The organism is Ahniella affigens, assembly GCF_003015185.1.
Classification (GTDB): domain Bacteria; phylum Pseudomonadota; class Gammaproteobacteria; order Xanthomonadales; family Ahniellaceae; genus Ahniella; species Ahniella affigens.
Genome location: NZ_CP027860.1, coordinates 4,589,248 through 4,602,519, shown reverse-complemented (window position 1 = coordinate 4,602,519; position 13,272 = coordinate 4,589,248). Strand labels below are relative to the sequence as shown.

Sequence of the window (13,272 nt, the reverse complement as noted above, 5' to 3'; positions counted from 1 at the left end):
CCCAACTGTGAGTGGACGGTCGCCGTACACCTCTAAGGCCGCTCCGCGTCCCGAAGCCAATCACTGAGCTTAACCATGCCTTGCTTGAGCAGCTCATCTTGACATGCTACCAGGCGCGAAAGGAACTGGCCGCCATCTGATAGCTCTCGCTCTTCGCCTTCGCGGAACAAAGATGTAAGTGCAACTGCGTAGGGTGAGCCATTCCAACTTTCAAGAACGAGCGAGTGTCGAAACGCCGCTTCAAGAGCTTCAAGCGCATGGTCTGGCTCAAGAGAGGCCATCGAGGCAAGCCATTCACCAAATCCAAGCAATTCATGACCCTGACGATCAGGTAAATCGGCCAGCACGGCGAAGAGGAGATTCAAGAGCGACAAGTCTATTGCTACGCCCTTGCAGTCGAGAAAGATTCTTGTCAGGTCACCGAGGTCGGTGCTCTGATGCTTACCAATGCCGAGAATACGGATCAAACCTTTTGTGCAAATTGCTCGGTGCGCTTGGCGCGCGAGGTTCGCAACAAAGACACTTGTCGCACAGGAAACCGCTTCAGGTGTGCCAGATGCAAAAACGTCATCGATGTAGGCATCAAGCTCGATATGCTTCGCAAGACAGCTCAGTGCACCAATCCGCGCCCAAACCTTGATCGCTTCAGTGTCGCCGCTTTCTCTGAGCAGAAGTAAGTAGGGAGCAACGAGCTCGAAGCGTGAGTGATAACTGTTGTACAGGCACCGAAATGTATGATGCCAGCATTGCCCCTTGCTGCTTAGCAAGGCGCGATTGAACAGTGTCCAGCCGAACTGCGGCGAATAGTGCACTATGACGGGAAGAGAGTGCAGAACTATGGCGCAGACTGCAGGGTGCTCGTCGGAGGCAGCCCGCTTGAGTGTTTCCGATAATATCAGGGGAATTGGACGTCTTGATTCGAGACGCCTTCCAGCCAACCAAAACGCTGCCGCGGCGGCAACGCCCCGCGTACTGTTGATTGCCGTCCCAATCAAACCGAGGGAGTCTCGCCTTTCCGGCAATGGGTCGTGTGCGCTGAGACACATAAGTATCAGCACCGACAGCCTATGGCAATCTTCGTCAGAATCTAGAATAGGGACGCACGCCTCGACAATGTTCGAGAGCTCATACCTGCCGCGCCAGAAATCCATCGTACGTTCAACCATCCAAAGCAATCGATCTGCGAGGAGTGGCCCATCGGGCTCTTCATTGGCGGTCCACTGCTCGGCCCGCTTCAAGTTGCCGAAACGGAACTTCAAGTGGGTCGCCACGCCAGAAAGAACTGCTTCAAGGTATTCCAGATCGACGGAAAGGCGTTCGAGCTCAAGAAACTGAAGGAAACGTAAGGGCGATCTGCTCGCGGCCTCTCGAACCTCCCTTTGGAGTTCGTCTTTTCCGCCAACGATCTCGTCATCTTCGGTATAGCGGAATGATGCCGATTCGTTCTGTATCGAGTGATGACGAAATAACTGGACCAACGACCGGTCCGAGAGCGATACGAGAACTGCCCACGCGACGGGCGGCCTTACCCAACCGCCGCGGAGATAAAGCTCTGGCGCAGGTGGGTGGGGACCGCGAAGCGCGTCAACGCGAGCAATCAACGCTAGGGACTTCTCCGACCTGAAGCACGGGGGCACGTGCCAAAGTAGATCACGCAAGCCAACGGCACGCCAATCAACTTCCTCGAACTCATCAGTGAATTCGTCACCGTCGAACACTTTTGCCGACTGCTGGATTAGGTCACGCTGCTCAGAAGTCAGGTGTGGAAAGGCGGCGCTAATAAGGAGACCAACCTCCGATCGGAGCCGATAGTGGTTCAATGTCTCTTCATCTTGAAGCAGTGCCAGGGCATCCTCAATGAGAACATCTACGTTCTCTCGGACAACAATCAGTGCCACGTACCGAAGGATCAGGTGTCGACTTGTCCTCATTCGCAGCGCATTTCGAGTCCACCAATTCGATTTTTGACTCGCATGTACTCTGCAAGCATCTTCGAATGCCGCGAGAAGCTCAGTCACGTCGCTTACCGGATGAGTTTCACGAGCGCTATGAGCGCGGCCGAAGCTACAATCCATCAGGAAGGAATCGGAAAGGCGGCGATCGGATTGATAACGTTGTGCGAATTGGTCAGACCATCTCTCAATGTCATCAAGCGCAAGATCCAGCAATGGCTCGGACATGGTCATCCGTTCTGACAAGAAGCCTTCAGACACAAAAGTGTGACGACTGCAGTCCAGAGGGAGATTGGATTCGATGCCAACGAAACTTGCAGGCTCAATCTTGCGGCAAATGAATTGCCACAGCAGATCATCGGCGGAATTTGTCGCCAGTACCCACTTCGAAAGAGGCGCCCCCAAACTCTCATGTTCGTTGTTTTTGTTAGCTATGAAAACCTCGAAGAGCTCGCGCACCAATTGAGTTGGCCAGCTCGGTGCGTGGTCAAGTGCGCGGATTGACGACCATCGCAGCTGCCTGGGGTCAACCCAAGTCCACGCGAGCGCCTGCTTCAACAGTGAGCACAGGTCAGGCGGTGGGTCATTCGAAGAAGCTTCCCAGTCAACATAGCGAATGAGCCACGGGCCGTCTTGATTTGCGACTAGGTGGTTGAGCCAGTTGAACCGCAAGGCGCTGTGCCATTCCGGGCTGTTCGCCCGCCTGTGGAACTCAAGAAAGAGTTCCTGACGCTCTTTGAAAATATGTCGAACGAGCGGCCAGTCATCTGCAGTTGGTGGCATCTCGGCAATTGATTCGACCACAAGTCGACGGACGTGAAACGCAATGTCAGCTGCATCAACGACCTGCCGCACCTGGTTCCGAAATGCAACCAAACTATCGCTGCGCAAGGAGAATAGAAAGGCCCGAATAGTAGGTCGAACAAACGGAGAGGCGAACCGGGCCCTAATGAAACTGGCCAGGGTCAATTGTGCTCGTCTGGCGTTCCAGACCGCAAGAACATCAAGAAGCGTTTGGTGCGCGAAGATCAGTCCACGATTGGCCGTGGAAATCATCACGCCTGCACTGAGGAGCGCATGACTGATGTGCTGAGGCATGCTGATACTGGCAGCGGGAATGTCCAAGCGCCGGTTGTCAAGCATCCATTGTGCCGAATCCATAAGCGCAATCAGCCCGGCTTCGCCCAAGGAAGGTGAGTCGCGAACAGCGCAATGCAGAAACTGTTCCGTGAGCTCTTGCCCGGACCGGGCTAGAGGAACGACACCGCACTTCAATATTCCGTGGAAGACAGCCAAGAGACGCGGGTTGCAAACGAGGTCGCGCATATCAGAAGGGATCTGGCCGGGATCAGCTCCGAAGCCTGCGATTAGCGGAGATGCTTCCTTCTCCCAGTCCAAAGGCGGAATGTCGAAGACATCACCCCATGTGCGGTCCGCAAGTCGTCGCTCGTACTTGATGTCGAAGGAACGACATGCCACAACGACTGTCGTGTTGGGAACCAGTCTCAGTCGATCTACAAGTGACAAGATGTGCCCGAGTGCAAAATGCTCGCGCGCAAGTGACAACGTGTCGAGGGAGTCAATAAGTACAACGACATGTCTTGACTCGGACAGGCGAGCGGCATCGGCCAAAAAGGTCGCCGGAAGACCAAGCGCCTCTATGTCGCTGGCCGAACGAGCCACCGCAAACTCCCTCGACTGCAGGAAAACTGGATATGCGTCACCGCCTTGCTCAAGTCGCTCTAGAATCGAAAGCAGCGCACAGGTCTTGCCGATTCCTGGGCCGGCTGTGATCAGCAGGCATGCGGGTTTGGTCAGTATTCGGTCCACGATTTCGTGAACGACCGCTCGTTCAAGATGAACTCCGGCAATTTGACGAATCCAGTCTCTGCCGATCGCAGACAACCGGTTGAGATTGTCGAGTGAGTCGCGCTCGGCTCTCGGAAGGCAGACTTCAAAGCCGCCTTCCTGCAGCAGTTGGAGCAAGTCCTTCCGCGAAAGTGAGTGTGGGTCAATCTGGCGTCCGTCCAGTTGTGTTTCCCGGCGAGAGATGGCATCGATACGCGTTGCAATTTTCTGGTACGCGCCCTGGCCGTGCGCGACATGCAATTCCAATTGCCCGACCGTTTCGGAGCGAAAGCGATCCTGATTGACGGTTTCGAAGTCAAGGTGCCTCAGAAAGTCGAGCAGTTCAGCGCTACTTGCTCCGTGATCGGCCAGCCCACAGAGTCGTCTCGCAACGTCACTCAGTTCATCAGTGAGTGATTTTTCGAACGCGTCTCCTGTGGGTTGAGTCGTAGCATGCCCTCGGAGCTTCGCAACATCGCCAAAGTCGTTTCGTGAAGCGAACAGAATTTTGGCAGAGGGCTCACGGCGCCACTGAATCCATGCCTTCCTCAATTCATCGTCGAGATCACCGAACGACCAGGCCTTGAAGTCGGTCTGATTCTTCTTGGTCTGCACGTAAAGAATCGCGTCCGTATATCGAACAACGATATCGTCGATAACTATCGGGTTCCCGGATGAGTCCAGGGAGGTCGAATCGACCTCGATTGCACGCAATTGGTCGTTGTGAATCATCTCCACGGCGAACCGTGTGGCGATCAGGGTTTGAAAGGCATCCCCTTGCGAGGATCGAACGCCAGATATGCTCATTGGGACCCTCGTCCAAGACTTGCTCGTGTGTTTCGAAAAGACGTTCTGAATCTAGGGCTCACTGTTGCGTCCTTGCAAGGTGAGGAAAATACGCGCATAGGGCACGATCTCGTCTGCCGTTTGCCACTGCGAGGGTTCTTCGCACTTTCCGGCCAATGGACTCTGGATCGCCAATAGGTTTGAGTCTGGGTGACAAGGCAAGTCGATGGAGATCGCTGAAGTCCCCGTTCACTATACGTTGCTGGCTTCGCGTCGACTTGATTTCCATTGGGGGAAATCTTCCTTCGTCTTCAAGGGCGAGGTATAGCTGCCAGAGGAGGATGACTTGCGTTCTGAACTCTTCTGGCGAGATGTCAAACGCCACGGTAGGGGTCGACGCCAGGGGGAAAATGCGTTCCCCAAAATAGAGAGCGAATTCGGGTGCCAGGAACATCGTGTCCGATCTGATGCAGGCGATCAGCAATGACGTATACAGGGACTTGCCGATCCGGAAGCAATCTTCGAACTCGCCAGCTTCACTGGCACTTCTCAGAATTAGTACGAGCGCTGCAATGCTATCCATGCACACGTGACATTCCAGCAGAGAAAGGGTCTTCAGAAGAGAAGGTCTGCGGCGATATCGCCCAAGACGCAATTCCCTGGGTTCGAAAACTGCATTCTGTACGAGCGGAATTGCTGCTCGCAGATGATTCTCAATGCCGCCAACCAGCGGAACCTTGACATTCAATGCCGTCCAGAGTGGCAAGTACAGATCGATTGAAGAGCCAGGCACGATCCGATCCGCTGCCTTTATTGTGGCCGGGCCTGGTCGCATCGCGCCCGTCGCGTACTTTGCCCAAAGATTGTCGCTGTTTGCGTTTCGTTCCTCTGACGAGGCTCGGTACTGCTCTGGCCGAATCGCCTTCCCTACTGCATACGCTGTCGTTTTGCGAATCTTGCTTCTCAGGCGCTCGAACCAATAGCCAGTCTTGATGATGTCGATCGCCCTCGCATCCGATGCCGCAGTGCCCGCTGCAATTTCGCCTGAAATGGCACAAAGTCGGGAGTGGCTGTAATTCCTGATTACATTCGAGGACTTAGCCATATCGTTGGCCAAACACTAGAGTAGCGGCGCGGCGTTCGCTACTTCTACCGCATTCCGGGCAGTAGGAATAGGCTCAGTTACGAACTATCCGTAACGGGGCGTCGAGCATGTCAGAGCAAGCGAACAACCTGATTGCCGCACTTGAGCGAGACTTGTTGGGGCGCTATGGCCCGATTATTGGCGCGGACGACCTTCGGCAGGCACTCGGATTCACGTCGCAGGATGCTTTCCGGCAGGCTGTCTTCAGAGGCCAGGTTCCTGTGCCTATCTTCGCTTTACCCAACCGCCGTGGAAAGTTCGCTCTGGCCAAAGACATTGCTCGATGGCTCGCGGAAGTTCGTTTGGGCGGCGAAACGGCGAACACGTCGAATCCGGCTGATGAGGTTGGCCAAAAGGTTGCCGGATGAAACTTCTTCGCACGCCACTCGCCAGGTTTCGCGGCACGTTTGTTCCGGCTGAAGCGCCAGTGTCGAAGGATTTCTCCATAGAAACATGGGGGGCGCCCTCATGAGATAGCCAATTCTCATCGACGCAAAAACCAAACGCCGAAAGGCGCAAGGGTAGTGACCTTGTCCTTCCGGCGTTTTGAGTACTGCTACTGACTGTGGCTTGCGGGCCAGTCCAAAGCGTACTCCGGGTTCTTGCGCCTTGCAATAACCCAGCACTGTGGTCCGGATCGGGACGTCCCTGGCGTGCATCCGATCGTGAAAACGGCTCGCTTTTCAACGCTTTGGAGTGATCTATATGTCGTATTCCCTTGAGGAACTAAGGGGGCATCCTGCCTGGCGAGGCCTGTCGGCCGAGGCCAGGGAGTTTCTTGCTCAGTCTTTGCTCATGCCGTCCCGCGATGTCGGTTCGGGTGGATTTGCTGCGGTCTCTGGCGCGTTTCCATCTCGGAAGGTCGGAGCCTCAATTCCGTTCGAGAGTCGGAGCGCCGAACTGGCGCTTGCGGTGCACATGGAATTCGACGCCGACGTGCTCGCCTTCTACAACCAGTTGCCACCGGTGGAAGTCCGCCGGACGCGCAAAGGCGGGGGCCAATATCCGACGTCCTACACGGCGGACTTCCTGGTTATCCGAAAAGATGAGCTGAAAGTCGTGCAGGTCAAGACAGAGAAAGAACTCCGGAAGCTCGTCGAGACGCGATCAGCTGACTGGACCGTCATTGAGGGCTGCTACGTGGACACGCCAGCCTCGGAAGCGTTCCGGGCTTTGGGGCTTGCACACGAGGTCGTTTCGACCCAGAACCTGGATCGTTACCGGACTGCCAATTATCGGCTGTTGCTGCGTTCCAGGCTGGCAGAGACCGTCTGCGACGACCAAACCAGGGCGAAGGCGCGAGCCGAACTGAAAGCGAAGATCGTCGTGTCTCTGGCAGAGCTCGCCAAGGCTCTCGGGAGCAAAGACCTCTCGCCGCTGTTGCAACTCATTGATGAAGGCGAACTGGTCGTCGACCTAGAACGCTCCCTGATCAGCTCCCCGGAAACTTGCTGGGTCTCGACAGACAGGCAGTTGCTGGAGACGCACCGGGCTGAGTGGCTGGCTCCAGACCCGGCAGGGTGGGCGCTGGCCTCTGAGATTCCGTCGGAAAAGCGCGCGAGGCGGGCGCTTGAGATCATAGACAAGATTTCAGTCGGACACATGACGCCATCCGTTCGGCGCTGGCAGCGCAAGATACAAGCAGGCAAGGCGATGGGGCTCTCAGTATTCAAGTCGGCACTGCCCAATTGGCAACAGTGCGGCAATCGAAAACCGAAGCGGCCGGACGTCGTCAAGGCGTTTGCCGAGAACGTGATCCGCGATCGATGGGGAAGAGCGGAGCGCCCTGCGAAACGCGGCACGTATGGCGAGTATCGCCTTCTGGCAAAGGCCTGGCACCCAGGGCTCAAGTACGTGTCAAAGCCAACGTTCCTGAAGTTACTCAAAGAACTGGAGGTTGTACTGAGTCGCCGCCGAAGCGGCGCGCGGGGCGAAAACGCAGCCAGTCCACCGACGGCTGTAGCCGACCGTGTCATTGTCGCAATGAGGCCGTTTGAACAAGCTACTTGTGACCACTACATGGTCGACTTGTCCTGCGTGGTCGCCGAGAAGGATGGCAAGCGATACACCAAGAGGCCGATTTTCACAGTCCTTCGGGATATTGCGACCGGCATGGTCCTGGCATTTTGGCTGTCCTTTGCAAAGCCCAGTCGCGTTGCCTGCGCCTGCGTGCTTCGCTCTTGTCTGCGTCGCTGGGGGCGGCTGCCTGAGTCGATCATTGTTGATCGCGGTGCCGAGTTTCTTTCGGTTTACTTCCGATCGCTGCTAGCAAGTCTGGAAATCGAATTGGTGCTGCGCCCCTCGGCGCATCCGCGATACGGGTCCGAGGCAGAACGAATCTTCGGTCAGCTCAAAGAGCGCTGGCTGGATGGCAGACCGGGGAACTCGACCGACATCAAGGAAGTTCGAAGTGTTTCTGGCAGCCACCGACCACAGGCGACTGCTGAACTGACGGTTCTCGACCTCCTGAATGAAATCGATCACTTCCTTGGTTGGTTTGCTAGATGGGGGACAAACCACAGCCACCGCGCGCCTCAGTATCTCTTTGATGAGGGGCTGACTCGCTTCCCATTTTCCGGACGCCAGGCAGTCTACGGGCCCGAGTTCGAGATTCTGTCTGCGGTCGACGTGTCCAGCTTTGCGCTCGACCCGCGACGTGGCATCAAGATCCATCCTTACTGGTATTGGGCACCAGAACTTGCGGACCTGAATCTGAAAAAGGGCAAGGTTCTCGTCAGAAAGGACCCTGAGAACCCCTATACCGTCTACGCACTTGTCCATGAGAAATGGGTGCCCTGCCAGTCGTCGCGCGCCCAGCGCACTGTCTCGCAGACGACCCTGCAGCGAATGGCAGAAGCTGTCCTCGGCACTGCGCCAAATTCTCAGCTTGACGATGCGATTGAAGACGCTGAGTCGGATCTCGTCATTCAGAAGCGATGCGCCGACGAGCGCAGCAAGGCCCGAAAGGATGTGCCGCCAGAAACGAGAAAGCCTGCCAAGTCGAAGTCGTCCCAGCCGGCCGAAGATGCACCCGTAAGCAAGGGCGAGAAATCGATTTGGGCTCAGCTCCGGTCGCTGAATATAGATGCGGCGCCATCGGGAACCTGGAGTAAGTCATGAACAACGATTGGAAACTACGCGCGGCAGAGTCGCTGGCGACAACCAAAATCCAGCATCACCACTATGAGCGCGCAGTCAATGATCTATTCAACGCGCTCGCCGTAGCGTTGCCGGGCGAAGTGGTCGTGATCGTCGGGCCGAGCCGTGTCGGCAAGTCGCGTGCGCTGGCCGAGGCTCTGAACCTCCTCGTTGGTACACTCGAAAGGGGCAATGAATCGCCGGTGATCAAGATTGATGCAGAGAATGCTGGACGGAACGGCGCATTCTCGACCAAGGACTTCATGCGGTCGGCTTGCGAGGCGATCGGGCATCCCATCTACGGATTCGCCGGGTCCGATGATCCCAACGGGATGAAGTTAGCGGCGCGGATTGAGCGCACTTCAGAGGGCATGCTCCGAAGTGCCTTCGAGAAATTTGTGGTCGCCAAATCCATTCAGTATGTCTGCGTCGATGAGTCGCACCATATCGAGTACATCCAAGGTGGCAGCAAAAATGCCGCGAAAGTCTTGGACTCCTGGAAGTGTTTGGCGCACAAGACGCAGACGGTGTTGGTTCTGGTTGGCTCCTATCGGTTGCTTGGGCTCTTGGCTCTGGCACCGCATCTTCTGGGCCGGCAGCGGCCAATTGAGTTTCCCCGATATCGAGAAGAGAACCCGGATGACCTGGAGGCGTTCGAGGCAATCCTGACTACTCTGAGCAATCAACTAAGGTTGGGTGCGGAACGGCAGGACCTTCGGCAATGGAACGAATTGCTTTTCAACTGGAGCCTTGGGTGCGTTGGACACTTGGCGCTTTGGCTTCGAACAGCATTGGGGCGAATCGCCAGTCGCGGACTGTCATCTCTGAACCGAGAGACGCTGGAACAAACGCGATTGCCGGCAAGCCAAGCAGCGCAGATTCTTGCGGAGACGCTGCAGGGCGAACATGACATCAAGGCCTCGCCGGATCGTGAGGCGCCAGAGCAGTCGCCCGGATACCCGAGCGGACCAAGGTTAACCGCCAAGCAGTCAAAGACATCCGCCAAACCATTTCGGGCTAAACCAGCGCGCCATAAGGCAGGGGGCCGGCTATGAGCCGTGCTCACTTTTTGCACCTGCCAATTCAAGGCGACGGAACATCTGATGTGGAAGCCTTGAGCTCATACTTGTTGCGACAGGCTGCACTCCACACGGTCGGTCCCGGAACGCTCGTTCGGATCATGCTCGATCGATTGCCCGACCTGCGCGCACAGGTGGACGCACGAGCGTTTCGAGTGCCGATCACGGCGTTCATTCGCCCGAACGCCACCACAGAACACTTGGTTGAGGCGCTGTCTCTGTCGACCGGTGTTCCTGCCCATGAATTCGAATGCATGACCTTCCTCGCAACTTCCCAGGCCCTGCACCGCCCACAAGGCGCATTCGCAGGAAATCTTCGGTGGTGCCCTGTCTGCTTCAAGGAATGGTCAGAATCTGGACGCCAGTCCTACTTCAAATTGATCTGGCAACTTGGAATGGTTGATTGCTGCGACATCCATGAAGTGAAACTTCGCGACTCCTGCCCGTCATGTGGCGCCAAGCAAGGCAGTGAATGCGTCCGTGATCGACTCGACCAATGTCATCGTTGCCAAGCGCCGCTCTACAAATCGCCGGTCCGAACGGACCTCCTGCCGAGCCGGTTCAAAGAGTTGTCGGCATTGATTGAGCATATTGCGACGCACCCGGGTAAGCGCTTTCCCAGAGCCGGTGTGGCCGGCGTCGTCTCAAAGATCCTGGATGAAGCTTGGCATGCCGAATCAGAGGACGAACTCTTCCAAGTCATTCCTCGTGACGAATGCGTGCGTTTCGCCAATCCCGAAGAGCCCGTCACCATCCAAGCAGCACTTCGGATCGCGTTCTGGCTCCGCGTGCCCCTGGTTGCGCTGCTGGAAGGCAATGTAACCGGCACGACGCGCCCGCTCTTGTCGGTTGCCGGCGAGTCCTTGCCAGACCCCATTGCGCCACGGAAGCGCGGCAATCGCGTCAAAGCAACGGAAGTTGCGCCCCTGGTCTCTGGTGCAGTCCGGGATGCCGAAGCTGGATCACCGGTGTCACTCAAGGCCCTCGCTCAGAGTGCCGGCGTCTCAGTGGGCTATCTCCGCTACCGATTCCCAGCCTGGGTCAATCGAATCGCCAGCCACACGCGAGAAGCCCGGCAGCGCGCTCAGACCGAGGTCACGCATCGAATCAGAGCGGCCGTCGACGACCTGGAACCCGAACTTGTTGGCCTGAATGGCGGCGTCCTGAGCCGGAAGGCAGCACTGAAGCGGACCGTCACTACGACCGGACTACCCAAGTTTCGAATCCGGGCTGAGATCAATTCGCGGGTCACGTTTGCGGCATTTGCCCCGGCCCCGCCGAAGAAGCACTGATTCTCGCGCCACGTAAAACCAAAGCCGACCAAATCAACTAAACCTGGGGCATGTCATGAAAGAAGAACAAGCTCTCGACCTTGAATCTCGAATCAAAGCGATCGCCGTGTCACGCCCCACATTGCTCCGAGTGGATGGCCATGAGCAAGACTTGGTCGCGTGGGCGATCAAGGCATTGGAGGACGCAGGCATCTACCCGAGCCTGAAATGGATTACAAAGGTTGCTGGCGGCCAGGTTGCCCAGCGTGACCTGGAACCAACCGTGGCCAAGTTCTACGAACATCGGAAGTTGGAACAAAAACGCAAGAACCGCGTCAACGACGTTGATCATCTCGCCGACCTTTACCAAGTCGTGCTTGCCAGGGCTCGCGAAGAAGTCCGCGCCGAACTATCGGATGAGATGAAGAGCATTCACGCCGAGTGGCAAAAGCTTGAGCAGAAGCAGCAACAGATTGAGAACGAGCGGCGGGAGGTGGCTAGACAGCTCCTGTTGGTAGAGGAAGCGCGGCTACTGACGCAGTCAGAGGTCCAGCAACTTCGAGATGACCAGCGGGCAATGGTTGAAAAGGTTGCACAATCAGCAATCGAACTCGCGGCCGCAAGATCCGAATCTGATCAGCTAGGGAGGGTCTGAACAAGTCCCGCAATTTCTGGTTAGATACAGGTGTTGCGGCGAGGTTATTTCAGCATGGACCAGATGAGTTTCGGTGACGCGGAATATGCGGCTAAGAAGAAGCAGACGCGTCGGGAGGTATTCCTAGCCGAGATGGAGCAAGTCGTGCCGTGGGCAGCATTGCTGAAGGACATTGAGTCGGTTTATCCGGTCGCCGGTCGCGGCCGTCGCCCGTACCCCGTTGAAGTGATGCTCCGGGTTCACCTGATGCAGAACTGGTTTGGGTTGAGCGATCCGGCGATGGAAGAAGCGCTGTATGAGATCGTGTCGATTCGGAACTTTGCCGGTCTGACGCTGAGCGGCAGCATTCCAGACGAGACGACGATCCTGAACTTTCGGCGTCTGATTGAGACGAATGATTTGGCTTCGTCGATACTGGAGCGGATCAACGGTCATTTGTCGCGCAAGGGCTTGCTGCTGAAGCGTGGCACGATCGTCGATGCGACGATCATCGCGGCACCGAGTTCGACGAAGAACTCAGACGGTGAGCGGGATCCTGAGATGCACCAGACGAAGAAGGGCAACCAGTGGTACTTCGGCATGAAGGCGCATATTGGCGTGGATGCTGACAGTGGTCTGGTCCACACAGTGGTGACGTCGGCAGCCAATGATGCCGATGTTGATCACGTTGAAAGCCTGCTGCACGGCAAGGAAGAGACAGTATGGGCAGATGCGGGCTACCAGGGCGCCGACAAAAACATGCGCGAGAACCATCCGCGCAAGCAGCGCTTCCCTGAGTGGAGGATTGCGATGCGCCGAAGCGCGATCAAGGCGATGGAAGAAGGTCGGGCAAAGAGCAATATCGTGAAGATCGAGCGTAGGAAGGCGCAGGTTCGCGCGCGAGTCGAGCATGCGTTTCAGAAGGTGAAGTGCTTCTTTGGGTACAACAAGGCGCGCTTCAAGGGATTGGCCAAGAACACCAGTCACATCGTCACCCTGTTCGCGCTGGCCAATTTGCATCGTGTCAGAAAAGTGCTACTTGAAACTGCAGGGGAGTTGCGCCCGAAGTTCGCGAGCTGATCACGAAAGAGGGGCAAAGTAGCGCCAGAACCGCTTTCCCAAGTGAAGAACGATACCGATTAGGAAGGATACTTAACGGATCACCGACCGAAACCCGCCTGAGAATCCGGAGGACGGAATCCATCGCCAAAAACCGACTTGTTCAGACCCTCCCTAGCAGAATTGCTAGGCAAATCAGATCGACGAAACGAAATCGCTAGCAAGCAATCTTCGCGTTACCTTAGTGCTATCGCGAAGCTATCAAAAGATCTGGCCAGCATAAGGACGGTTAGAGACCGTGAGACTCGGCAACGCCGAGATTTCGAATCCAAGTTGGACGGGTTGTCAGCGACTCTCCAGC

7 protein-coding genes are annotated in these 13,272 nt (G+C 56.5%); 5 read left to right on the top strand and 2 right to left on the bottom strand.

Features of this window, described 5'->3' with window-relative positions:
* Positions 1–32: 32 nt before the first annotated feature.
* The gene (locus C7S18_RS17755; protein WP_106892826.1) at positions 33–4,607 is read right to left on the bottom strand and encodes an NACHT domain-containing protein; all 4,575 of its coding nucleotides are present in this window, start codon (positions 4,605–4,607) and stop codon (positions 33–35) included.
* Between the two features lie 58 nt (positions 4,608–4,665).
* The gene (locus tag C7S18_RS17750; RefSeq protein ID WP_106892825.1) at positions 4,666–5,691 is read right to left on the bottom strand and encodes a hypothetical protein; all 1,026 of its coding nucleotides are present in this window, start codon (positions 5,689–5,691) and stop codon (positions 4,666–4,668) included.
* A 744-nt stretch (positions 5,692–6,435) separates the two neighbouring features.
* On the opposite strand from C7S18_RS17750, the gene C7S18_RS17740 reads away from it, so the two are divergent.
* The 5 genes from C7S18_RS17740 (at position 6,436) to C7S18_RS17720 (ending at position 12,932) form a co-directional block, all read left to right on the top strand.
* The gene (locus C7S18_RS17740) at positions 6,436–8,850 is read left to right on the top strand and encodes a DDE-type integrase/transposase/recombinase (RefSeq protein WP_106892823.1); all 2,415 of its coding nucleotides are present in this window, start codon (positions 6,436–6,438) and stop codon (positions 8,848–8,850) included.
* Positions 8,847–9,923 carry an AAA family ATPase gene (locus tag C7S18_RS17735; protein ID WP_106892822.1) on the top strand — a complete coding sequence of 359 codons (1,077 nt, stop codon included), beginning with the start codon at positions 8,847–8,849 and terminating at the stop codon, positions 9,921–9,923. Before C7S18_RS17740 ends, C7S18_RS17735 begins: the two co-directional genes overlap by 4 nt.
* Positions 9,920–11,239 (top strand): TniQ family protein, encoded by a 1,320-nt coding sequence (locus C7S18_RS17730; RefSeq protein ID WP_106892821.1) that lies wholly within the window; start codon positions 9,920–9,922, stop codon positions 11,237–11,239. Before C7S18_RS17735 ends, C7S18_RS17730 begins: the two co-directional genes overlap by 4 nt.
* 151 nt (positions 11,240–11,390) lie before the next feature.
* Positions 11,391–11,873, top strand: a complete 483-nt coding sequence (locus tag C7S18_RS17725; RefSeq protein WP_146151987.1) for a hypothetical protein — start codon at positions 11,391–11,393, stop codon at positions 11,871–11,873.
* A 54-nt stretch (positions 11,874–11,927) separates the two neighbouring features.
* Positions 11,928–12,932, top strand: coding sequence for an IS5 family transposase (locus C7S18_RS17720; RefSeq protein WP_106889619.1), 1,005 nt, complete (start codon positions 11,928–11,930; stop codon positions 12,930–12,932).
* Positions 12,933–13,272 lie beyond the last annotated feature (340 nt).